The sequence below is a fragment of the Gemmobacter sp. LW-1 genome (assembly GCF_001303875.1).
GTDB lineage: Bacteria > Pseudomonadota > Alphaproteobacteria > Rhodobacterales > Rhodobacteraceae > Gemmobacter > Gemmobacter caeni.
The window spans coordinates 1-22,984 of the sequence record NZ_LJSC01000031.1 but is presented as its reverse complement, the minus strand read 5'-3'; the positions used below and the strand labels follow the sequence as shown (position 1 = coordinate 22,984).

Annotated in this window: 22 protein-coding genes; 11 read left to right on the top strand and 11 right to left on the bottom strand. The window is 65.7% G+C overall.

Annotated elements, in window-relative coordinates; all coding sequences use genetic code 11:
- The first annotated feature begins 50 nt into the window (after positions 1-50).
- Genes AO684_RS06235 through AO684_RS06225 form a run of 3 tightly spaced genes read left to right on the top strand, consistent with a single transcriptional unit; the run spans position 51 to position 2,224 of the window.
- Complete coding sequence (locus AO684_RS06235) at positions 51-674, top strand: LysE family translocator (RefSeq protein ID WP_054301886.1); 624 nt, start codon at positions 51-53, stop codon at positions 672-674.
- 3 nt (positions 675-677) lie between these two features.
- Positions 678-1,574, top strand: a complete 897-nt coding sequence (locus tag AO684_RS06230; RefSeq protein WP_054301885.1) for a homocysteine S-methyltransferase family protein — start codon at positions 678-680, stop codon at positions 1,572-1,574.
- Positions 1,574-2,224, top strand: coding sequence for an RluA family pseudouridine synthase (locus AO684_RS06225; protein WP_054301884.1), 651 nt, complete (start codon positions 1,574-1,576; stop codon positions 2,222-2,224). Before AO684_RS06230 ends, AO684_RS06225 begins: the two co-directional genes overlap by 1 nt.
- 1 nt (position 2,225) lies before the next feature.
- Here AO684_RS06225 and AO684_RS06220 read toward each other — a convergent pair whose 3' ends face one another.
- The 6 genes from AO684_RS06220 to AO684_RS06195 all read right to left on the bottom strand — a co-directional run bounded on the left by AO684_RS06220 (position 2,226) and on the right by AO684_RS06195 (position 9,324).
- On the bottom strand, positions 2,226-2,642 hold the full coding sequence (locus AO684_RS06220) for a hypothetical protein (RefSeq protein ID WP_054301883.1): 417 nt from the start codon (positions 2,640-2,642) through the stop codon (positions 2,226-2,228).
- Positions 2,642-3,034 carry a DUF883 family protein gene (locus tag AO684_RS06215; RefSeq protein WP_054301882.1) on the bottom strand — a complete coding sequence of 131 codons (393 nt, stop codon included), beginning with the start codon at positions 3,032-3,034 and terminating at the stop codon, positions 2,642-2,644. The genes AO684_RS06220 and AO684_RS06215 overlap by 1 nt, the downstream gene beginning before the upstream one ends.
- Positions 3,024-5,003, bottom strand: coding sequence for an AI-2E family transporter (locus AO684_RS06210; protein ID WP_054301881.1), 1,980 nt, complete (start codon positions 5,001-5,003; stop codon positions 3,024-3,026). Before AO684_RS06210 ends, AO684_RS06215 begins: the two co-directional genes overlap by 11 nt.
- A 74-nt stretch (positions 5,004-5,077) precedes the next feature.
- Positions 5,078-7,054, bottom strand: coding sequence for an FAD-dependent oxidoreductase (locus AO684_RS06205; RefSeq protein ID WP_054301880.1), 1,977 nt, complete (start codon positions 7,052-7,054; stop codon positions 5,078-5,080).
- A gap of 89 nt (positions 7,055-7,143) precedes the next feature.
- A complete protein-coding gene (locus AO684_RS06200) occupies positions 7,144-7,821 on the bottom strand; it encodes a 5'-methylthioadenosine/S-adenosylhomocysteine nucleosidase (protein ID WP_054301959.1) in 678 nt (225 codons plus the stop codon).
- A 57-nt stretch (positions 7,822-7,878) separates the two neighbouring features.
- The gene (locus AO684_RS06195) at positions 7,879-9,324 is read right to left on the bottom strand and encodes an aldehyde dehydrogenase family protein (RefSeq protein WP_054301879.1); all 1,446 of its coding nucleotides are present in this window, start codon (positions 9,322-9,324) and stop codon (positions 7,879-7,881) included.
- A gap of 186 nt (positions 9,325-9,510) precedes the next feature.
- On the opposite strand from AO684_RS06195, the gene AO684_RS06190 reads away from it, so the two are divergent.
- Together AO684_RS06190 and AO684_RS06185 are read left to right on the top strand one after the other, a co-directional pair.
- On the top strand, positions 9,511-10,410 hold the full coding sequence (locus AO684_RS06190; RefSeq protein ID WP_054301878.1) for a glycosyltransferase family 92 protein: 900 nt from the start codon (positions 9,511-9,513) through the stop codon (positions 10,408-10,410).
- Positions 10,411-10,605: 195 nt separating this feature from the next.
- A complete protein-coding gene (locus AO684_RS06185; RefSeq protein ID WP_054301877.1) occupies positions 10,606-11,262 on the top strand; it encodes a peroxiredoxin in 657 nt (218 codons plus the stop codon).
- Between the two features lie 92 nt (positions 11,263-11,354).
- Here AO684_RS06185 and AO684_RS06180 read toward each other — a convergent pair whose 3' ends face one another.
- Together AO684_RS06180 and AO684_RS06175 are read right to left on the bottom strand one after the other, a co-directional pair.
- Positions 11,355-12,143, bottom strand: coding sequence for a hypothetical protein (locus tag AO684_RS06180; RefSeq protein ID WP_054301876.1), 789 nt, complete (start codon positions 12,141-12,143; stop codon positions 11,355-11,357).
- The gene (locus AO684_RS06175; protein ID WP_054301875.1) at positions 12,136-13,335 is read right to left on the bottom strand and encodes a glycosyltransferase; all 1,200 of its coding nucleotides are present in this window, start codon (positions 13,333-13,335) and stop codon (positions 12,136-12,138) included. The genes AO684_RS06180 and AO684_RS06175 overlap by 8 nt, the downstream gene beginning before the upstream one ends.
- 115 nt (positions 13,336-13,450) lie before the next feature.
- Between AO684_RS06175 and AO684_RS06170 the strand changes: the two genes are divergently transcribed.
- The 3 genes from AO684_RS06170 (at position 13,451) to AO684_RS06160 (ending at position 16,238) form a co-directional block, all read left to right on the top strand.
- The gene (locus AO684_RS06170; protein ID WP_054301874.1) at positions 13,451-14,788 is read left to right on the top strand and encodes an oligosaccharide flippase family protein; all 1,338 of its coding nucleotides are present in this window, start codon (positions 13,451-13,453) and stop codon (positions 14,786-14,788) included.
- A gap of 108 nt (positions 14,789-14,896) precedes the next feature.
- Positions 14,897-15,112, top strand: coding sequence for a hypothetical protein (locus tag AO684_RS06165; RefSeq protein ID WP_152968360.1), 216 nt, complete (start codon positions 14,897-14,899; stop codon positions 15,110-15,112).
- Between the two features lie 427 nt (positions 15,113-15,539).
- Positions 15,540-16,238 (top strand): sugar transferase, encoded by a 699-nt coding sequence (locus AO684_RS06160; RefSeq protein WP_369814578.1) that lies wholly within the window; start codon positions 15,540-15,542, stop codon positions 16,236-16,238.
- 74 nt (positions 16,239-16,312) lie between these two features.
- Here AO684_RS06160 and AO684_RS06155 read toward each other — a convergent pair whose 3' ends face one another.
- Both AO684_RS06155 and AO684_RS06150 read right to left on the bottom strand, forming a co-directional pair.
- The gene (locus tag AO684_RS06155) at positions 16,313-17,587 is read right to left on the bottom strand and encodes a Wzz/FepE/Etk N-terminal domain-containing protein (protein ID WP_054301871.1); all 1,275 of its coding nucleotides are present in this window, start codon (positions 17,585-17,587) and stop codon (positions 16,313-16,315) included.
- A 6-nt stretch (positions 17,588-17,593) separates the two neighbouring features.
- Positions 17,594-18,475, bottom strand: a complete 882-nt coding sequence (locus AO684_RS06150) for a P-loop NTPase (protein WP_054301870.1) — start codon at positions 18,473-18,475, stop codon at positions 17,594-17,596.
- 325 nt (positions 18,476-18,800) lie between these two features.
- Between AO684_RS06150 and AO684_RS06145 the strand changes: the two genes are divergently transcribed.
- Positions 18,801-19,754: a glycosyltransferase family 2 protein gene (locus tag AO684_RS06145; protein WP_054301869.1), complete on the top strand. Its 954-nt coding sequence runs from the start codon at positions 18,801-18,803 to the stop codon at positions 19,752-19,754.
- A gap of 15 nt (positions 19,755-19,769) precedes the next feature.
- Here the strand turns inward: AO684_RS06145 and AO684_RS06140 are convergent, their stop codons facing one another.
- Positions 19,770-20,540 carry a WecB/TagA/CpsF family glycosyltransferase gene (locus tag AO684_RS06140; protein WP_054301868.1) on the bottom strand — a complete coding sequence of 257 codons (771 nt, stop codon included), beginning with the start codon at positions 20,538-20,540 and terminating at the stop codon, positions 19,770-19,772.
- 183 nt (positions 20,541-20,723) lie between these two features.
- Between AO684_RS06140 and AO684_RS06135 the strand changes: the two genes are divergently transcribed.
- Both AO684_RS06135 and AO684_RS06130 read left to right on the top strand, forming a co-directional pair.
- A complete protein-coding gene (locus AO684_RS06135; RefSeq protein ID WP_054301867.1) occupies positions 20,724-21,620 on the top strand; it encodes an acyltransferase in 897 nt (298 codons plus the stop codon).
- A 79-nt stretch (positions 21,621-21,699) separates the two neighbouring features.
- The coding region (locus AO684_RS06130; RefSeq protein WP_054301866.1) for a hypothetical protein at positions 21,700-22,984 on the top strand (1,285 nt) is incomplete at its 3' end.

Here is a 22,984-nt window from a genome sequence, read left to right as displayed (position 1 = left end):
CCATCGGACCCGCGCCAGCCGACTGTGGCCGTATGCCAGAGGAGGCCCCGATGTTCGACCTGTTAGCCCTGATCCCCGCGCCCGAGCTGGCCGCCTTTCTGGCGGCGGGGATCGTGCTGAACCTTACCCCCGGTGCAGATGTGATCTTTGCCACCGCCTCGGGTATGGCAGGTGGACCGAAAGCCGGGGCGGTGGCCGGGCTCGGGGTCGGGCTGGGCGGGCTTTGGCATGTCGGGCTGGCGGCCGCGGGCGTCAGCGCGCTGGTGGCGGCGCATCCCGGCGCGCTGGTGGCACTGAAATGGCTGGGCGCGGCCTACCTTCTGTGGCTGGCGTGGAAAAGCTGGCACGCCGGACCAGCCACCGAGGCGGGGCGTGGTATCGCCAGCCCGCTGCGCGCGCTTTGGCGCGGGTTCCTGACCAATGCCTTCAACCCGAAGGTGGCGCTGTTCGTCATCGCCTTCCTGCCGCAGTTCACCGATCCCGCGCGCGGTCCGGTCTGGCAGCAGATCGTTCTTCTGGGTGTGCTGTTCACTTTCACCGGCACCTTGATTACATGCAGCTATGGCGCGCTGGCGGGCTGGGCCGGTCAGGCACTGGGCCGCCGCATGGGCGTCCTGAACAAGGTGGCGGCCGTGATGTTCGGCGGACTTGCCGCCCGGCTGGTATGGGAGTGAACCATGGCTAAGATCGCGCTGCTTGACGGCGGTATGGGGCAAGAGCTTGTGGCGCGTTCGGGGGACGAGCCGACCCCGCTGTGGGCCACGCGGGTGATGCTGGATCATCCGGGTCTGGTGCGGGCCATCCACGACGATTACTTCGCCGCCGGGGCCACCATCGCCACCACCAATACCTATGCCATCCACCACGACCGGCTGGAACGTTTCGGGCTGGATGGTCAGTTCGCCGCCCTCCACTTGGCGGCGCTGGAGGCGGCAGAGGCCGCCCGCGCCGCGCATGGGTCCGGGCGGATCGCCGGGTCCATCGGCCCGCTGGTCGCCACCTACCGCGACGACGTGGTCCTGCCTGTGGACGAGGCCGCGCCGAAAGTGGCCGAGATCGCGCATCTTCTGGCCCCGAAGGTGGATTTCATCCTGCTGGAAACGCTGTCGACCGTGGCACAGGCCGAAGGGGCGCTGAAAGGCGCGGTGCAGGCGGGCAAGCCGGTGTGGTTGTCGGTTTCGGTCCATGATCGCCAAGGCGACCGCCTGCGTTCGGGGGAGCCACTGGCTGATCTGGCGCCGCTGGTGGCGCACTATGGTCCGGCTGCCGTCCTGGCCAATTGCTCCGTCCCCGAGGCGATGGGCGACGCGCTTGCAGTGCTGGGCAGCTTTGGCCTGCCCTTCGGCGCCTATGCCAACGGCTTTACCCATATCTCTGACGGTTTTCTGGAGGATGCGCCGACGGTGGCGGCACTGACCCACCGCCATGACCTGACGCCCGAGAAATATGCCGATTTCGCAATGGGCTGGGTGGGGCAGGGTGCCAGCATCGTGGGCGGCTGCTGTGACGTCGGCCCCGCGCATATTGCCGAGCTTGCACGCCGCCTGCGCGAGGCCGGTCACGAGATCGTCTGATGCCGCCCTATGAATACAACCCGCCCGATGTGCCGCTGTCGATTCTGCACCATGACAGTGCCATTCTGATCGTGGACAAGCCGGCGGGTCTGCTTTCGGTGCCGGGAAAAGATCCCGGCAAGGAAGATTGCCTGATCGGGCGCCTGCGCCGGGTCTTTCCCGAGGTGCTGTTGGTACATCGGCTGGATTGTGACACGTCGGGCGTCATGGTCTTTGCGCTGAACAAGGCGGCGCAGGGCAATCTGGGCCAGCAGTTCGAAAAGCGGCAGACGAAGAAAGTCTATATTGCGCGGCTCTGGGGCCATCTGGAGCCGAAAGAGGGCACCGTGGACCTGCCGCTGTGTGTGGACTGGCCGAACCGCCCGCGGCAGCATGTGAACCACGAACAGGGAAAGCCTGCGATCACAGACTGGCGCGTGCAGCGCCATGACGGCAAGACCACCCGCGTGCGGCTGATGCCGCAGACCGGGCGCAGCCATCAGTTGCGCGTGCACATGCTGGAGCTTGGCCACCCCATTCTGGGCGACCCGATCTATGCCACGGGCGAGGCAATGGATTATCCGCGTATGATGCTGCACGCCGAAAGCCTGCGCATTCGCCATCCGGAAACCGGGAAAAGCCAGACCTTCAGCGCGCCCGTTCCGTTCTAGTCTAGCGCCGCAACTTCAGCGCCAGCAACAGACCGGCAATGAAAGCCCCGCCAACGGTTGCCATCGGCGCTTTGGCAAGCACATCGGCGCCGGTGCCCATCAGGGCCGCCATTTCCGCCTGTCGCATCTGCAATTCGGCTTCGGCCCGCCGGAGACGCCGGTTCCTGCCGCGCAGGGTTGCCATCAGGGCCGTGGCAAGCGCGAGGATCAGAAAGCCCGCCGACATCAGCAGCGAAGCAATGATCGGCCCCTGCCAATGGGCGAGGCCAAGCCAGGCTGCGGCGGCAAGAAACCCCAGCGCGACGAGCGCCAGAAGCCCGGCCAGAATCAGCAGGGCCGCGCGGCGCAGCGCGTGAGATGCCTGCGCCGCCGCATTGGCCGAAGCCGCCCCGGCGGCGAGCCGCAACAATCCCAGCATCAGCGACGGCCCAGCAACAGGCCGAGGAAAAGGCCTGCCAGCGCGGCGATCCCGGCGGATTTGAGCGGATGGGCGCGGATCTCGTCTTCCAGATCAGCCAGACCCTGTTCGGCCTGAGCCTTTGCGGCGCGGCCCTGCTCTGCCAGCTTCGACGCCGCTGCCTCGCCCTTGGCACGCAGTTTATCGGCTTCTTCCTTTACCACCTCGCCGACGGCGGCCCCCTGAGCCACACCAAAATCGGCAAGGGTCTGGGCGATGCGGGCGAGATCGTTCCGCAGATCGGCGATCTGGCCTTCCAGCCGGGCGCGTTCCGACCCGGCCAGCGCATCTTCGGCGCTGGTGGCGGCTTCGTTCACGGCATTGGCGGCGGCTTGGGCGGGGTTACGGGCCATGGCTGGCTCCTTCTGCTGAAACATCTGGTATGCCCACGCTGATCTTGCGATTGCGCGGGCGCGATCTGGCGCGCGCCGTTTCGGGCAGGGCGCGCGCCTCTTCCTGAGAAACGGCTCCGGCGACGGCTGGTTCCATTGCAGTGGCGACAAAATCGGCGCCGATCTCCTCCGCCTCCCGCAGTTTTGCGGGATCGACCTTTTCAATGATGCGCCAGCCTGCCTCCGGCGAAGGCGTGGTGTCCGGCATCTGCCAGAGAACCACACCCACGCGCAGGCGCGGATGCGCCCGCTTCAGCCGTCGCACATGCAGAAGCGATGCGCGCGAAGGGGCGGGGTCCAGAAAACACAGGATCACGCAATCCTGCGCGCCTGGGTCCAGCGCCTGCAGGCGGGCGGGCGAAAGATCGCTGTGCGGGTGGTGGCGGGCATCGGCCCCCTCTGCTGCCAGCGCCTGTGCCAGCATCGCCGCAGAGACATCGTCCAGCGCCGAACGCCCGCCGATGCACAGGATGCGGCGACCTTCGGCGGGCAGCGGTTCCGTCTCCGCGCGGGCCTCGTCCAGCTCTTCGTCGATGACGACATGCAGATCGCCGATCATCGTCATCGCCACACGCGCCAGCCGTACTTCCTGTTCCCCGGACAAGACGCCGCGCGACCAGTCTGCCTGCGCCATCATCAGGGCTGGCAGGCCGACATCGCGGTAGTAATCGGCCAGCCAGTCCTGCTCCAGCGCCTCTTCGGCGCGGAAGGTTGCCTCGATGGCGTCGCCCGCCAGCCAGCGCTGGTAAAGCCGGGCGTGGGGGGCCAGAACGGGTTCATCCCCGAACAGGATGTCGAACAGCTCGAATTGCGGGATGTGGCGGCCCAGCACGACCAGGCACACGGTCAGGGGGGTCGACAGCACCAGCCCCAGCGGTCCCCAGATCCAGGTCCAGAAGATCGCGCTGACGATAATGGCCAGAGGCGACACGCCGGTGCGCGACCCGTAAAGCCATGGCTCGATGACATTCGAGGTAATCAGCTCCACCGCGATGAACAGCGCGGCGGTCCACAACAGCGCCGACCATTCAGGGCTGACCGCGAAGGCCAGAAACAGCGGGAAGGCGGCGGAGAGGATCGAGCCGATATAGGGCACGAACCGCAAGACCAGCGTCAGCAGCCCCCAAAGCAGGGCATTTGGCACGCCGATCAGCCAAAGCCCGATCCCGATGGGCAGGGCGTAGATGATGTTCACAAGCAACTGGATCAGCAGGTAGCTGGCGACGCGCGATCCGGCATCCTCCAGTACCTGCGTTGTACGGTGCAGGTCGTTGGAGCCGATCAGCCGGATGAATCGGTCGCGCAGTTCCTCGCGCTCCAGCAGCATGAAAACCACGACGACGATAACGAGGCCGGTGGTGGCGATCGGGCTGACGAGGGGGAGCACCAGATCCTGCAACATGGCGACCGGGCTTTGCGGCTCTACCACCTCGACCTTCAGGGGTTTGCGGTCAGCGGTTTCGGCGGTCGTATCGCCCGGCAGTGCCGTGCTGATTTCGGCGTTGATGGCCGTCACCATGCCGGTCACGCGTCCGATGATGCCGTGGCGATCCCCCTCTGCCTGCAATCCCTCCAGCTTGGTGATGATATTGGCCTGAAATTCCGGCAGATTACGCGCCAGAGTCGATAACTGGCTGGCCACGACCAGCGAGAAGGCCCCGATCAGGGTAAAAGCCAGAAACACCACAACCAGAACCGAGGCCGTGAGTGGCACGCCTCGCCGCCGGATGCGGTTGACAAGGGGCGACAGCGCGAAGGTCAGAAGGACGGCAATGGCAAGCGGCAGAAAAACCGCCTGTCCGACGTACAGCACCGCTGCGACTGCGGTGATGGTGGCCAGGCCGGGCAGGGTGATCCTGCGGGCCTGGGGCACCTCTTCCGCGTCTGACGGTGGCGTGGCCGCGGCAAGCCGCAGCGCGGTATTCGGCATGGGGCACCTGAAAGACAACGGCTACCAGTCTCAACGCCGAGGCTGGCGTGGTGGTTCCCGTTCGTCAAGCACCGTCAGAGCGCCAGCGCCACCTTGCGCCCCTCGTGGAAGGCATAAGCCGCCAGACGCGGTGCGGCGCAATCGCCGATCCGGTGCAGGCGTTTCCCCGGCAGGGCTTCGGGGAAAGGATCGAAGGCGATATTGGTCGTCGCCATCACAAGGGCCGAGGCGGGCAGAGTGACTTCGGCCCCGGTCAGCAGGCTGCGGATCGTCGCGCCGTTGCCGTGCCAGCGGGCGATGACGTGTTCGGTATGGAACTCTGCCCCCGCCCGCGCCAGCCGTGCCCGCGCCGGGCCATCGGCGGAGGTGCGGGTGACCTCTTTCCCGACATAGGCATCGGGGGTGACTAGGATTACCTTCTTCCCCTGTTCCGCCAGCGCCAGCGCCGTACCGACCCCGCGCCAGTTACCGCCCTCGTCATACAGCATCACCGTATCGCCCAGCCGCGCCTCACGCCGCATCACCTCTTCGGGGGACCAGACATGGCCCGTCTCCAGCCCGGGCAATTGCGGTTCGGCTGGAAGCCAGCGCTGCCGCGCATCGGTGTCGGGCAGCGAGCCGGTGGCAAGGATCACCTCGGTCGCCGGATGGGCGGCAAGGTCATCCTCGTCCAGATAGGTGTTCAGCCGCAGGCGCACGCCCAGCCGGTCGAACTGGCGTTCATACCACTCCATCAGGTCAAGGATCTGCGCCCGGCGCGGCTGCATTCCGGCAAGCCGGAACTGCCCCCCGATCTGGCCGGAGGCCTCAACGATTTCGACCCGGTGGCCACGCTCCGCTGCCGCCCGCGCGGCTTCCAGCCCCGCCGGACCGGCGCCGACCACCAGAACGTCGCGCGGCGTCTCTGCCGGGGTGAAGCGGTCGCCGCCCCATTCGAACTCGCGTCCCGCGGAAGGATTGATGAGGCAGGAAATCCAGTAGTCCCGTGACCGCCGCCCCCAGCACATCTGATTGCAGGAAATGCAGCCCCGCACATCGCCCGCCCGCCCCTCGGCCGTCTTGCGCGCCAGATGCGGGTCGGCGATCTGGCCGCGCACGATCGACACCAGATCAGCCTGCCCGGAGGTGATGACCGATTCCGCATTGTCCGGTGTGCGGATATGCGCCTCCGACGTGATTTTGGCGTGTTTCACCAGTGATTTCAGTTGCTCGGTGACCGGCGCGGTCATCTTGTCGGCGAAGAAGAAAGTCGGGATCAGCCGTTCGAAATCCAGATAGCCGCCATGGCCGACGGTGACGTAATCGACATGGCCGGTCGCATCATGCAGGGCGATGATCTCGCACAGCGCTTCGTTCGACAGCGTGACGCTGTGGGCGTCGGAACTCGACACCGCAAGCCCGATGATGAAATCCTCGCCACAGGCACGGCGGATGTTCTCGATCACCAGCCGCGACAGGCGGGTACGGTTTTCAAGGCTGCCGCCCCATTTGTCATCGCGGGTATTGGACCAGGGCGTCCAGAACTGATCCAGCAGCGAGTGATAGGCTGCCCAGACCTCCACCCCCTGAAAGCCCGCTTTCTGACAGCGGATCGCGGCGGCGGTATGGGCCACGATGATCTCTTCGATCTCTGTCTCCGTCATGCGGTGCGAGCCGTCACTGTCGTGATAGCTCGGCCCGCCCGACGGAGACCAGTGCGGCGAAAAACTCAGGTCGGAATCGCCATGCGCCCCGACATGGTAAAGCTGTTGCAGGATCACGGAGCCCGCAGCCTTCACCTCCTCGGTGATGCGGCGGAACGGGGCAATGACCTCGTCCGAGTCATGCAGGAAATTACCACGCGTCAGCACCCCGGTGCGATGCAGCGGCACCGGCTCGCACACGACCATCGCGGCGCCCCCAAGCGCGCGTTCCAGCAGATAGCCATGGGTGCGCGGGCCGGGCAGGCCCATCTCGGCCATGTTGTTGGTATGGGCACCAAAGACGATGCGATTGCGCAGGGTCTGCCCCCGCAGGGTCAGCGGCGACATCAGGCGGGGGTGCTGGGTCATGGCGTGGCTCCTTGGCTGGGATCAGCCTAGCCGCCCCGATTTCCGCCTGCGTCCGCCGGGGGCGACATCAGAAGGGCGCAAATGCGACCTCAGGACCGGAGGGCGGCCATTCCGCCGGTTTCCAGCGCCTGTGTCAGCAAGCCGACCGCCTCGGCCAGCCGCTCGTCAACGACATGCAGGTACTCGTGCCAGTCGTGCACACCCTCCAGTTCCTTGTCGCCGTCGGAAATCCCGCGCAGCGCGATCAGCGGCACGTCAAAGCCCTGACAGGCCCGTAGCGCCGCCCAGGTTTCCATATCCACCATATCCTCGGGGATGGTCTGATAGGCGGCGCCCGAGACGACATTGGCGCCTGTCGACAAGCTCGCCTCCGGCACGCCCGGAATGCGCAGGGGCAGAGGCAGCGTGGCGGGCAGGCCCGAAAGCGGGGTGATGCCCTTCGGAAATCCCAGTGCCGATGCATCGATGTCGCGCCAGCTGACACTGCTGGCCTGATACACGCCCGTCTTGTGCAACCGCGCCGATCCGGCGGAGCCAAGCGAGACCACCAGTTCCGGCAGCGCGTCCTGCGCCAGAAACACCCCCAGCGCGCGTGTCAGTGTCACTCCCGCCTCCACCGGACCGATGCCGCACAAAAGCGGACGGAACAACCCGGCCAGATGCGGGCCATATTCCGCCTCGGCCGCCATCACGAACAGCACGTTGAGCCCGGCAATACGGGTCAGCTCGACAGTCTGGCCAGAGGGGCCGGGCAGGGGATGGATCATGGCAGGCACTTTCTGAAACGGCCCCCGGAAGGTGGCCGTTTCAACGCGCGCGGTCAATCAGTCGGCGTCACTGTCCCAGCCGGAGATTGCCTTGACCTCAAGGAATTCCTCGATCCCCCAGTGACCGCCTTCACGCGCGCGCCCCGAAGCCTTAACGCCCCCGAAAGGTGACCCGGCACCACGCGACTTGCCGTTCATCTCGACCATGCCCGACCGCAGGCGCCGCGCGAGACGGTTGCGTCGCGCGCCATCGCCGCTTTGCACGTAATTGGTCAGGCCATAGGGAGTGTCATTTGCAATGCGCACCGCATCCTCTTCGGTGTCGAAGGGGATGATGCTCAGCACCGGGCCAAAGATTTCTTCGCGCTCGATGGTCATGCCGGGGGTGACATCGGCAAAGACAGTGGGCTTGACGTAGAAGCCGCGGTTCAGATGCTCGGGCCGGCCAAGACCACCCGCGACCAGCCGCGCACCTTCCTCGATGCCCTTCTGGATATAGCCCTGAATCTGCTCCCACTGGCGCTTGTTCACCACCGGGCCGATGTGGCGGCCTTCGGCCGAAGCCGGGCCGACCTCGATCGAGGCCGCGACTTCCGCAGCCTTTTCCACTGTCCGGTCATAGATCGACCGTTCCACCAGCATGCGCGAGGGTGCGTTGCAGGACTGGCCCGAGTTGTTCATCATGTGCCGCACGCCGCGTTCCACCGCCTTTTCATCGGCATCGGCGAAGATCAGATTGGCACCCTTGCCACCCAGTTCCAGCGTCACACGCTTCAGCGTCTCGGCAGCGGCCTTGCTGATGGCGCGGCCCGCACGGGTAGAGCCCGTGAAAGAGATCATCTCGACATCCGGGTGCTCCGACAGGCGGGTGCCCACACCCATGCCATCGCCGTTCACCAGGTTGAACACGCCCGCAGGCAGCCCCGCATCATGGCAGAATTCGGCGAACAGCATCGAGGACAGCGGCGCCTCTTCCGAGGGTTTCAGCACGCAGGTGCAACCCGCCAGCAGTGCCGGAATGACCTTCAGCGTCACCTGGTTCATCGGCCAGTTCCACGGCGTGATCAGGCCGACGACGCCAATAGGTTCCAGCGCGATCCGGTCATTCGGCGCATGCGGACCCAGCGGGCGCACCCATTCGATTTCGTCGAAGGCCGTCAGGAAATTCGACAGGTGCCACGGCAGGCAGGGTGCCTGGCTTTCGCGCGCGAGTTTCATCGGCGCGCCCATTTCCATGCTGATCGCCTGCGCCATTTCCTCGGCGCGCTTTTCATATTCGGCGAGGATCTTCGCGACATAGGCGCGGCGTTCTGCCGGGGGAGTGACCGACCAGCTTTCAAAGGCAGTTTTCGCAGCAACCACCGCGCGGTCGCAATCCGCCGCCGTGCCCAGCGAGATCACCGCACAGGGCTCTTCGGTGGACGGGTCGATCACCGCACAATCGTTGGGGGCAAGCGGGGCGACCCAGGCGCCATTGATATAGAAATCGCGTTTCTCGATCATCGTATCCTCCGGGTGGTCGCCGCGATCATAGGTCGGGCAGACGGATCGGCAAGGGAAATTTGATCAAATTTCCCGATTGGTTTCATCCCAGTCTAACAGGCAGGCGGGCAGGCGAAAGCCCCGGCGCGACATATCATGTCGGCAGAGGGGTTTTGCGCCGGTCGCCGCAGGCTGCTAGGAAGGGCCATGTTCGGATTCCTCTCTCGTGCGCGCTCCATCACCAGCCTCGGCCTCGTGCCGCCCAGGCCGCTGCCCGACCGGCAGGGGCTGGCGCTCGTGCTGATCGTGCGCAACGAGGTGCGGCATATTGGCGAATGGGCGCGGTTCCACCGACGCGCGGGCGTCGCACATATCCATGTCTACGACAATGGCTCTACCGATGGCACGCTGTTGGCGCTGGATCAGGCGGTGGGCGACCTTGCCAGCGTCATCCCCTGGGATCAGAAGCTGCGCGACACCCGCCGCGGGCTGGAGATCCACAATCAGGTGCTGGCCTATGCCCATGCCGTGCGCAATTTCGGCGGCCGCTATCGGTGGATGAGCTTCATCGACGTCGATGAATTCCTCGTGCCGAAACAGGCCGCCACACTGCCCGAGGCGCTGGCGCATCTGGAAGGCTGCGCCAATATCAGCCTGCCCTGGCACATGTTTGGCCGTTCCGGCCATGTTGAACCGCCGGAAGGCGGCGTGGTGCAGAACTTCAGCCTCCGCAATCCCGACCCGATGAGCGAGGCCAAAGGACTGCGTAACTTCAAGATGATCGTCGATCCCTGCGCGGTGATGGCGCTGAAGGTCCACGAGATTGAAACCGGCGGTGGCATCACCTGCAATGACCGGGGTGAGGCCTTCACCAACCGCAGCCGCACCGACCGCAGTTTCTATTCCGCCGATCACATCCAGCTTAATCACTACTACACCCGATCCGACAGCGAGTTGCGCGCCAAGATCGCGCGCGGCCCCAACCTGACCACCCCCGACGCTGATCATCTGCGTCGGGTCATGCGCAAGGTTGCGGCCATCGAGGCCGACGAGGTGCCCGATACCGCCGCCGCCGATTTCCTCGCCCGCAGCGGTGGCGCGCTCTGAACCGCAGAACAATGTGACGCTTCCCGCCGCCCGGCCTGAACGGGGCAGGGCAGGCGCGCACGCTGCCGGATTGATGTTCTGAAACCCTGCCGGATCTGCAACCGGCAGTCCTTTTTGCCGCAGATGCGGAAAAGGGGGTGTATCGGCGGGGCGAATCTCCTATCTCACATTCAGCAAATGTCATGTGAGGAAATCATGTCCGTCCGCATCAACGACACCGCCCCCGATTTCACTGCCGAAAGCACGGCCGGAACGATCAGGTTCCACGACTGGCTGGGTGACAGCTACGGCATCATCTTCAGCCACCCGCGCGACTTCACCCCGGTCTGCACCACCGAATTTGGCGCCGTGGCGCAGCTTTCGGGCGAGTTTGCCAAGCGCAAGACCAAGGTGATCGGCGTTTCGGTCGATTCGGTCGAAGAACACCAGAAATGGAAGCGCGACATCGAGGCTTTCGCCGGTTCGCCCGCCGATTTCCCGATCATCGACGACACGTCGCTGACCGTCGCCAAGGCCTATGACATGCTGCCGGCCGATTATTATCTGCCCACCGAAGGCCGCACCCCGGCGAACACCGCCACCGTGCGCACCGTCTATATCGTGGGGCCGGACAAGAAGATCCGCTTGACCATGTCCTACCCGATGTCGGTGGGCCGCAACTTCGCGGAAATCCTGCGTGCGCTGGACGCCGTGCAGGCCACCGATGGCGTGCCGGTCGCCACCCCCGCCAACTGGGTGCCCGGTCAGGATGTCATCGTCGCGCTGAGCCTCAATGACGCCCAGGCGAAAGAGAAGTTCGGCGATCTCGACATCAAGCTGCCTTACCTGCGCTTCGCCAAGCCGCAGAACTGAGCCTGAAAAAGCCCCGCAGCGATATCCTGCTGCGGGGCTTTCCCTTGCTTCTTGCCCAAATACTCAAAAAAGCCGCCGCCGCATGCGCCCGCTCAGGCAGTGGCGCCCAGATCCAGCCAGCCACAGCGCCGGGCCAGATCTTCGGCAGCCATTTCCGTCCCCACCGCCATGCCAGCCCGGAACCCGGCAGATTGGCGGGCGCGCCACAGATCGCGCCGCAGATGCAGGCCCGACCGGCTGATCTTGGTGATTGGCGTCAGTAATGGCAGCCGCGCCGCCCATTTCCGCTGCACCGCACGGTAGCATTCCACATAATCCGGCCCCAGCGCCTCGTGGAAGCGATCATTGTGGATACAGGGCAGGCCGACTGCCCACGCCCCCAACCCGCGTGCGCGGGCCTGCGTCACGATATCGGTGCCATACATGTGCCAGCCGGGCAGCGTCTCGTCGAACCGCAGGCCCGAGGCGCGGTTCAGCACGATCACCATTTCATCAAAGCTTTGCACCGGCACCGGCGCCATGGGCACGCGGCCCACGATCATGCCCAGAGAGGATGACCAGACCGGGCCGATATGCGCCCCGTCCAGCCCGACACCGAACGCCCCGATCAACCCCCAGCCGGGGTCGCGCGCCTCGACCTCGGCGATGCGGGCGGCCAGCAGGCGTTCCCATCCGGCAGGGAAATAGACGTCCTGATGGGCGAAGATGACCACGGGCGCAGTGGTCGCATCCAACGCGCGGTTGTAGGCCCGCGCGGCGGAAGGCGCATTCCATTCCTCATGCAGGCGGATGCCGTTTCGCAGCAAGGGGGAACGCGACAGGTTATCGGCCAGAATGTCGACCGATGCGCAGGCCGCGGCGACAACAAAACGATCAGGCATTGGCGCCCCCGCGGATCAGCAGCGCCAGCCTTGCGGCCTCGGTCTCGACATTGTGGCGGGCGAAAACGCGATACCGCGCGGCGACACCCATTGCGGCGATCCGTTCCGGCGGGGTTTCGGCCAGCGTGTCGATGGCCGAGGCCAGCGCGGCGGTATCCCCGGCCGGAACCAGCCATCCGGTATCGGCCGTCACCAGTTCGGGCAGGCCTGCGATCGCGGTGGCGATCACCGGCCGGCCAGAGGCCATGGCCTCCATCGCGACGACAGGCAAGCCCTCGGCAAAGGATGGCAGGATCAGCGCCTGCGCCGCCGCCAGTTCCTCACGCACCTGTGCCCCGGTCAGCCAGCCGGTCAGGGTGACATGGCGGCGCAGTGTCAGGCTTTCGATGCGTGCCTCGATCTCACCCCGCAATTCACCGTCGCCCACCAGCGTGACATGCAGGTCAGGGTGGCGCCGCGCCGCCTCGGCAATAGCCTCGATCAACAGGGGGAAACCCTTCTGCTCGAAGAAGCGCCCGATGGCGATGAGCCGCAGTTTGACCGGAATCGGAGCCGGGGCAGGGAAATGCCGGGTCTCGATGCCGCAATGGACCACCTTGATCCGTGGCCAGTGCGCCAGTTCGGCCCAGCGGCAAAGCTGGCTGCGCCCGAAGGAGGATACGGCGACTGCGAATTCGGCCCCGGCGATCTTTTCCCGCAGCGAAAGCGCGACCGGGGCATCGAATTCCTCGGGCCCATGCGTGGTGAAGGACCAGCGCGGCCCGCCCAGCAGGCGGCAGAGATGGGCGACCGTCGCGGGATTCGTGCCGAAATGGGCATGCAGATGCCCGATCCCCAGCGCCTTGCAGCGCGCGGCAAGAAAGGCGGCCTCGGCCAGATATACCAGATGCTTGCGCCTGCGGCCCGCCCGGGCGCCCATCCGCAGGGCGGCGGCAACGGCGCCGGGGGTCGCGAAAGGATGGCGCAGCATCCAGCCAAGCGCACCGGCCAGAACGGCAAGCTTGCCGCGCTCCAGCAAATGCTCTGTGCGCGCATCCTCGGCCTTGTCATCGGGGTCGTTCAGCATCGCGCGGTCGGATCGCATGGCGAAGCGCTGCACCGAAAAATCCAGCTTCTCCAGCGCCTGAATTTCGCGCCGGATGAATGTGTGCGAGGCACGGGGGTAAGTATTCACAAGATAGGCGATTTTCACGGGTAAAGCCGGTGTCTGCAAGAGGTGTGTCCTGATTTCCTACCCTATTGGCAGAAGCTTGTGGCCGAAGAATGGCGCGATTGACCGGATCGCGGGTGCCGCCTAGGGTCGCGCCATGACCGAAGCGGCCCGTTCCAGCCTGTTCGCCCGCGTGATGCGCGGATCGGCCCTGACGGCGGGGTCTTATGCCATCACGCAGGCATTGCGGCTGGCCTCGAACCTGATCCTGACGCGGCTGCTTTTTCCCGAGGCTTTCGGCCTGATGGCGCTGGTCTCGGTGTTTCTGGTCGGGCTGGCGATGTTTTCCGATGTGGGGATCGGCCCCGCCATTTCGCGCAGTCCGCGCGGCGATGAGCCGGCTTTTCTGGATACGGCATGGAGCCTTCAGGTCGGGCGCGGGCTGATCCTGTGGCTTGCCACCTGTGCGCTGGCATGGCCCGCAGCCCGGTTCTACGAGGCGCCCGATCTGGCGGCGCTGCTGCCTGCGGCGGGGCTGACCCTGTTGATCGCCGGGTTCAACCCGACGCGGATCGAAACGGCCAACCGTCATCTGCTGATCGGACGGCTGACCGCGCTGGACCTGGCTGCGCAGGTCGCAGGCATTCTGGCGATGGTGGGGCTGGCGTTGCTGTGGCACTCGGTCTGGACACTGGTTCTGGGGGCGATTGTCGGGTCATTCGCCAAGCTGGGGCTGACCCATTTTCTCCTGCCCGGCCCGCGAAACCGCCTGCGATGGGAGCCGGAGGCGGGGCGCGAACTGATCCATTTCGGCAAGTGGATCTTCCTGTCAACCGCCTGCGGCTTCCTGCTGTCGCAAGGCGACAAGGCGATTCTGGGCGCCTTTCTGCGGCTGGACGAGCTTGGGGTTTATAACATCGGCTACTTCCTTGCCTCGTTTCCGGTGCTGCTGGCGGGGGCGGTGACCTCGCGCATCCTGATCCCGATCTATCGCGATCAGCACCCGGCGGCGGCGGCGCAGAACTTCGCCCGGCTGCGCCGCTTGCGGTTCGCGCTGACCGGCGGGGTGCTGGCGCTGCTGGCGGTCATGGCCTTTGCCGGGCAGCCGCTGGTGCATCTGCTTTATGACGCACGTTATACGCAGGCGGGGATCATCGTGGTAATGATTGCCTGCGCGCAGATGCCCCTGGTGATCGGCATGACCTATGATCAGTCTGCCCTGGCGGCCGGGGATGCGCGCAGCTATTTCTGGGTGATGGCGGCGCGCGCGGCGGCGCAAAGCGGGGCCTTCCTTGCAGGCGCGGCCCTGTGGGGGCTGGGTGGCGCCCTCGCCGGGCAGGCCCTTGCCTATCTGGCGATGCATCCGCTGCTGATCTGGCTGGCCCGCCGGCATCGCGCATGGGATGCGCTGCATGATCTGGTTTTCTTCGTCGTGGCCGCTGCCCTGGCGGCGGCGGGGCTTTCCGCCAATCATGCCGCGATTTTCGGAGTCTGACAGGATTGCCGCCAAAGCGCTGAACTCGTGCCGTGTTTTCGCCGCATTTCGCCGACAGGCTGGCTTCAGGTCGTGCTGTGCGGCCAAAGCGGAATCGGGAAAAGCGCCATGTTGATCGGAATGCTCCTTTGCGGTGTGCTGGCCGGGTTCGGCGGCGCGCTTTGGGGGCTGATCGCGGCAGAATCCGTTCTGATGGCTGTCGTGCTGTATCCGGTGGCAGGGATCGCAGGGGTGATGCTGTTTGCAGCATTGGCCATGCTGCGCGCCGGTTTGCCCGGGTATGAGCCGGGGCAGGAGGCGCAGGCCCCCCGGCAGACGGCCTGAATATCGTTTACGGAAACAGTGCAGCGATGAAGCGCCAGCCCGTCGGGCGGGCTTATATGCATTTCCGCTCCTCATTGCTTTCCGCCTGATTGCTCAGGGTCGGCGAATCACCGGGCGGATCACCGGCATGACCCGTGGCAGGAAAATCTCCCTAAAGTTGTGGCTTCTGATTTGTGGCAGCATTGGGGCGGCAATGCGGCAAAATTTCCCCCTCAAATCACGGTTAACGGAACCTTAATTTCTGCGTTTGCAGTCGCCAATGCAGGGGCTGCCCCGGTACAATGCGTAACTGGGGGCGTTACTTCTGAGTGCTTGCGATGTTCTGCGAAACACAAGGTTCTTGCCGGTTTTTCCGGGCTGCCGTCATGGCAGTCCCGAAAGGTTTTGTCTGGAATGTCACGGCTTTGTTGACTGGTGGCGAACAATGATGATCGGATTTCCCCGGCTTCAGGCGGCTGCGCCTGTCGCGCTCGATACGATGGCGACGCCGCGCGCGGCGTCCACCCCGGTTGCGCGGCGCGGGCTATACCGGCATTTCCTCAAACGCAGCATTGATGTCGGCGCGATCCTGCTGGCAGCCCCGATCGTGGTGCCCCTGGTCGCCGTTCTGGCGGTCGTGGTGACCCGTGATGGCGGCCGCGCCTTCTATTCCCAACAGCGCGTGGGTCGGCACGGTCGGGCCTTCCGTATGTGGAAACTGCGTTCAATGGTCAGCGATGCCGATGAACGTATGGCGCAATATCTTGCGGCAAACCCCGACGCGCGCGCCGAATGGGACGAGACGCAGAAACTGCGGAACGATCCTCGGGTGACGCCGCTGGGCCGGTTCCTGCGCAAAAGCTCGCTCGACGAACTGCCGCAGCTCTGGAATGTGCTGATCGGGGATATGAGTCTTGTCGGCCCGCGTCCGATGATGCTGAACCAGCAGGCGCTGTATCCGGGCATGGCCTATTACGCGCTGCGTCCGGGGATTACCGGCCTGTGGCAGACCGCAGGCCGCAACCGGACCACGTTCGAGGCACGGGCTGAGTATGACGCGCAATATGAACAGGATCTGTCGCTGCTGACCGATGCAAAGATCATGCTGCGCACGGTTGGTGTGGTCGTGAACGGCACCGGCTGCTGACCACCGCCTGAATATCGCAGTTATGGAAACAAAACCCCGCATCCTGCGATGCGGGGTTTTTGCTGGCGATCCGGTCAGCTGCGCCGCAGCTGCCTGCCGCGCAATCTGTGCCACAATCGCGTCACCCAGGGCTCCGAGGTGGCGGGGTGCAGGTTCAGCACCGGCAGGGTGATGACCGGACGGATATCCAGCTCCCGCTCCATCTGCCGGGCGGACCGCAGAACCGGGTTCAGCAGATCCAGCAGGAAGGCCAGCACGATCCCGAAGATCAGGCTGCCGACAGCCCCGGCCAGTGCGATCTTGCGTCCGCCGCCGCCCGTGGGCGAGGCGGGGGCGATGGCCCGTTCCAGCAACGAGAAATGCTCGGCGTGGTTTTCCTCTTCCAGCCGCAGCGCGGTTTCGGCCTCGGCCTTGCGCGCGGACACCAGATCGTACTGGCTTTGCAACTGCTGCAACTGCCGCGCATAGGCTGAAAGCCGCCGCTCCACCTCGGGTGCCTGCGCGGCCCGCTGATCCAGCGCGGCCCGCTGGGCCTGCAAGGCAACCTGCTGGCTTTGCAGAACCCCTTCCTGCACCTTCAGTTCGTCAATGCGGCGCCGGTCGGTTTCGCGCAGCCTGTCCTTGCCTTCCAGCGCGCCGCGTTCGCCCTGAACGGCCAGAATGTCCTGCGACAGCCGCCGCAGATCGCTGTCCAGCGCCGCGCGGTCGGTCGCGGCATCGCTGCCCGCCTGCGCGACCGGGTTGGCATTCTTGAAAGCCGCGATCTCGGCTTCAAGTGCCACAATCTCTTGCGAGACGCGCGCCTCTTCCGCCTGGAAGAAGCGCACCGTATCCATCGCGCGGCTGGTTTGCCGGGCGACAGACATATCAAGCACACTTTGCGCCAGATCATTCGCCACGCGTGCGGCCTTTTCCGGGTCGTCCAGCCGCGTGGTGATCATCAGCGCCGAAACGGTGGTCGGCGCACCGAAGTTCTGTTGTGCGGCCGAAGCGATGCTTTGAAAGGTGATCGAGGCCCGAAGCGCTGCAATCTGCTTGTCCAGTGGCAGGGCCGCCGCCTCGCCGCCGAACAGCCCGTGCCGTTCGATCATCGCGGCAAGGTTCTCGCGCGTGGTCAGCCGCTGTTCAATCACTTGCAGCACGCGGGCCGACTGGGCACCGGCATTCTGCTCCTGCCCGTCGATCACCGGGCTTTCGACCTGGATCACCGCGCCGGTTTCATAGGTCTTGGGCCGGGTCACGCCGACCATGAACGAGACGATGGCGCCGAACAGCACCACAGCCGCGATCAACAGACGGCGGCGGCGCAGCAGGCTCAGAAATTCCTCGACGCTCTGGATCGGTCCCATACGGTTTTACCTTTTACCCTTGCCATAACGATAACGCCGCCGCCGCCCGTCATCGGCGCGGTTCAGAACAACGCCCATCAGCGGCACGCGGCCCTCGAACAGACGTTCGCAGGCTCTGACATCCTCGGCGGTGGTGCGCGTGGCATCGGCGACCAGAAGCACGCAATCCACCTGCGGCAGGACCGAGATCACATCGTCGTTGCCCAGCGCGTGCGGCAGGTCGATGACTACAGCCGAGGGGGCAAGATGATCGACAATCGCCTTCAGCGTGCCGACACTGCGCGGATCAAGCAAGGTTTCCGAACCTGCCGCCACCGCTTCGCCGTTCAGCGCCAGCGCCAGCCGGTCACCGACGCGCCGCAGATGGGATTCCAGCGGCTGCTCGCCGGTCAGCACCTCGTGCAGCGGGCCGCAGTGCACGCCGAACAGCCGCGCCAGATCGGGGTGGCGCAGTTCCAGATCCATCAGGACCGTGCGACAGCCGGGCAGACGGGCCAGTGCCAGCGCCAGATTGGCAGCGACAAGGCTTTTGCCGCAGCCATGGGTGGGCGAGGTCACGGCGATGCGTTTCCACCCGCGTTCCTGCATTGCCTGCCACACGCGGGTGCGCAGAATGTCGAACTGCGCCGTCACCGGGTTTTGTTCCGACAGCGCGAAAACACCGTTTCCAGCCAGAAAATCGGGGTTCAGCACCGACTTGCCCAGCGATTCCCACACCTTCGCGGGATCATGCCGCGGCTCTTGCGGCGGGGGGGCGACCTGAAGCGCATCGGAGCGCGGCACAAGCGGCGCCAGCGCGGTGCTGCGCGGCCGGAACAGGGCAATGGCCCCCGGACGCGGGGGCAGATCTGGTTCGAGACGAGAGGAAAAATCGCTGTCTTTACGCATCCCGGGCCCAATATCTGCACGAGAAACGTGCTGGGGGACCAATATCCTGTGTGTCGTCATCGGTCGCAGCGGGCTCCGGGTCATGCAGCCCAAAGGCTGCGGTTAAGGATCGGCCCGATGCGAGGCGAGCCGGTGAACCGGATATAGTGCCGGTCCCCGTGCCACCAAACAGCACATGACCGGATTCGTCCGGGCCCCCGCCCAGTGCTGCATGGCTAGCAGAACCGGGCCTAAAATGAAAGAGTGGCGGGGGCTTGCAGGTGTGAAGCGTTGCACGCAAGTCTCGGACAGGGGCCGGTTTTCCGGCAAGCGTGCGAGGGGCGGTATGGCCGGTGGTCAGGTGGATGCGGTGGTGATCGGGCGCAACGAAGGGGCGCGGCTGACGGCCTGTCTCGACAGTCTTGCCGGGCAGGTGCGGCGGCTGGTCTACGTCGACAGTGGCTCGACGGATGGCAGCCTCGCCGCCGCCCGCACTCGCGGGGCCGAGGTGGTGTCGCTGGACATGACGCAACCCTTTACCGCCGCGCGGGCACGCAATGCCGGTCTGGCGCTTCTGGCTGATGATCCCCCGCAGTTCGTGCAATTCGTCGATGGCGATTGCGAGGTGCGGCCGGACTGGATCGCAACGGCGGCTACCTTCCTGCAAGACCATCCCGAAGTGGTGGTGGTCTGTGGGCGGCGGCGCGAGCGGTTTCCCGAGGCCTCGGTCTGGAACCGGCTGTGTGATCGGGAATGGGATACGCCGGTGGGCGAGGCCACGGCCTGTGGCGGCGATGCGCTGATGCGCCATGCGGCGGTTGCAGCCGTCGGCGGCTATGACCCCACACTGATCGCGGGTGAGGAGCCGGACCTGTGTCTGCGCCTGCGCCGGGCCGGGGGGCGCATCTGGCGGCTGGAGGCCGAGATGACATTGCATGATGCGGCGATGACCCGCTTCGGCCAGTGGTGGCGCCGCAGCCGCAGGGCCGGGCATGCCTTTGCCGAAGGAGCTTGGCGTCATCGGTCCGGGACGGAGCGGCACTGGCAGCGCGAGACGCGCCGCGCCCTGCTCTGGGGTGTCGGCGTGCCGGTTGCCGCCGTGCTGGCAGGGGTTCTGCATCCGGCGGGCTGGCTGGTTCTGGGGCTCTGGCCCGCGCAGGTCTTGCGGCTGGCGCCGCGGATGGGGGACGAAGCGGCAGTGTTCACCGTGCTGGGCAAGCTGCCCGAGGCGCAGGGTGTGATCGGCTATCATCTGGGGCGCCTGAGGGGGCGGCAGCGCGGGCTGATCGAATACAAGTGACGCCCGGCGCAGACCTCAGGTCCGCCCGGCAGGGGGGGCCATGCGCAGGGCCAGTGCCTTGCGCATCTCGCCCGGCAGCAGTTTGGCGCAGGCCCAGTAGCGCGGCGCCAGTCGTCTGGGATTGCTCAGCATGCGCCAGGCCCATTCCATCGCGATGCTTTGCACCCAGTCCGGTGCGCGCACCTGTGTTCCCGCCAGAAAATCCAGCCCCGCCCCGACAGAGGCAAAGCCGACATGGGGTGCCAGATCGCGACCGCGTGCGGCAAGGATTTCCTGTTTGGGGGCGCCGAGGGCCAGAAAACACAGGCCGATCCCGGCGGTTTCCAGCATGCGCAGATAGCGTGCCGCCTCTTCCCCGGCGGGATCAAACCCCATGGGCGGCGCGATGGTCAGCGCCACATCCAGCCCGCGCGCCTCGACCCGCAGCGCCTCAGCCGCCGTGGCCAGCGCTGTTTCGGTCGAGCCGAGCAAGGCCACCTTCACCCCGGCCTGCGCGGCCAGCCGGGCCAGCGGCAGAACCATGGTCGAGCCGGGCACAAGGTCGACCGGCTGCCGGGCCAGACGCGACAGCCAGACGATCGGGTTGCCGTCCGCCACGACGAAATCCTGCGCGGCATAGGCCGCGCGAAAGGCCGGGTCGGTGTTGAGCTTGACCAGATGATCCAGATTGATCGTGGCAAGGGCAAAGCCCTGACGTGCGGCAAGGCGCTGCCGCACGGCGGCCAGAAGGCTGGCCGCATGAGGTACGTTCACGGGAATCGTTGTGTCATCTATGGTGAACTGCACGGCATCTACTCGATAATCGGGTGCCGCTGGGTATCACGAAACGGCGCGACGTTCACCCCTTGCCGGTCCAACCGCCCGGGCTGTGTCAAAAACACTCTGTTTCCGGCAAACTGCATGGCGCCGCATGCAGGACAGTTGCCCGAAACCGGGCTGCTCGCTTAGCCATGCAACATGAACAACCCGATGCCCCAGAAGGCGGCCGTGCAACACCGGCAGTCCATCGACCTTGCCCGGTTCGTCGCCGCTTTCGGCGTCGTGGCAGCGCACGCACTGGCCTCGCCGCGCGACTGGGTTGGCCATCTGTCGCTGGGGCTGTTCCTGATCCTGACCGCTTTTCTGGCGATCCAGTCGGCCGAGCGGGCGGGGGGCAGCTATCCGTGGCTGGCGCGGGCACGGCGGCTGGTTCTGCCCTGGCTGTTCTGGTCGGCGGTGTTCCGGCTGCTGGACGTCCTGCTGTCGCATGATCCCGCGCGTCTTGTTCCGCTGACCGATCCGTGGAGTCTTCTGATCGGCTCGACCATCCATCTGTGGTTTCTGCCCTTCGTGATGCTGGTCATGGTGCTGGTGCAGCCGGCGGCGCGGCTGATCCGGACCCGGCGCGATCTGGTGTCCGGGGCGGGGCTGATGCTGGGCGTCGGGCTGCCGCTGTTCTGGCTGCATGAATTCGTGCCGATGCCCGATCCTTTGCCTCAATGGGCTTTCGGCCTGCCGCTTTACATCTACGGCCTGTTGCTGGCGCCTGCGCACCGCCTGAACCGGCCTCTGGTGCCGCTGGTGGCCATGGCGCTGCTGGCGGGGGCGGGCTGGGCGATGGCGGGCAAGCCCTGGGCGCTGACGCCGCTGATTGCCGCCCTGGGGTTCGAGCTGTTCTGGCGCTTGCCGCTGCGCCATCGCCTGTTGCCAACGCTGGGCCGCGTTGCCTTCGGCATTTATCTGATGCATCCGTTCTTCATGCTCGTGGCCTACAAGATTTTCGGTGCAGGCGTGGGGTTCTGGACCCGGACGCTGACCGCCTTCCTGCTGTCCTGGGCCGCCACCGCCGTGGCGTTGCGTCTGCCTGTGATCCGCAGGTTGGTCTGAGGCGCGGGGCGATGCTAGACTCGCACCGCCGCAATCGAGGAGCCCGCCGCTGATCACCCCCAATCCCCTTGCCTGGCTGATGCTGCTGATCTGGCCGCTGGTCGTGGCGGTGCTCTGGCGCCGCCTGCCGCCGGATCGTGCGCTCATCTGGTCGATCCTCGGGGCTTATCTGATCCTGCCGCCGGTCATCGCGCTGGACCTGCCCGTCGTTCCCGATCTGGGGAAAGACAGCATCCCGCCGCTGATGGCGGCGGTCATGGTGCTGTTCGTGCGCAGGGAAACCATTCCGATCCTGCCGGACTCATGGATCGGGCGCGGCTTGCTGGTGATCTTCGTGCTGTCGCCCTTTGCCACGGTGCTGACCAATGGCGAGCCCTTGCCCAAGGGGGCGGGCGAGATGATCCAGGGCATGCGCATCTACGACAGTGCGGCGGCTGTCATCAATCAGGGCATCGCGGTCCTGCCCTATTTCCTTGCGCGCCGCTATCTGGGCACGCCCGAGGCGATGCGGGCGATCCTTGCCGCGCTTGTCGCGGCGGGGTTGGCCTATTCGGTGCCAATGCTCATCGAGACGCGGCTTTCGCCGCAGATGAACGTCTGGGTCTACGGATATTTCCAGCACGACTTCTTCCAGACCATCCGCTTTGGCGGCTATCGGCCGGTCGTCTTTCTGCCGCACGGGCTTTGGGTCGCGTTTTTTGCGCTGATGGCCGCGCTCAGCGCCGTGACGCTGTTCCGGGTCGGCCCGTCTGACCGTCGGCCCCGGCAGTTTGCCGTCATGCTGTATCTGCTTGCCGTGCTTGTATTGTGCAAAAGTGCGGGACCGCTGGTCTATGCGCTGGGCCTGAGCCCGCTGATCCTGTTCGCGCCCCGGCACTGGCAGGTTGTGATGGCGGCTTTGCTGGCGGGGATCGTCATTACCTATCCGCTGCTGCGCGGCGCGCATCTGGTGCCGCTGAACCAGATCATCGCCTTCGCCGAACATCTTTCGCCGGACCGGGCCTATTCCTTCGCCTTCCGCGTCCGGAATGAGGAGGCACTGCTGGACCGGGCGGCGCTGAAGGCGTGGTTCGGCTGGGGCGGCTATGGCCGGAACCTGATCTATGATCCGGTAACAGGGGCAGGCACCTCGATTGCCGATGGCGCCTGGATCATCACGCTGGGGATCTATGGCTGGCTGGGCTATCTGGCACAGTTCGGGCTTCTGGTGCTGCCGCTTCTGCTGATGGGGCGCGAGATGCTGTCGCGGCGCAGCGCGGTTTCGCCCTGGGTCGCGGCGGTTTGTCTGCTGGTGGCCGCCAATCTGGTGGATATGCTGCCGAATGCCACGCTGGTGCCGCTGACATGGATGATGGCGGGGGCGG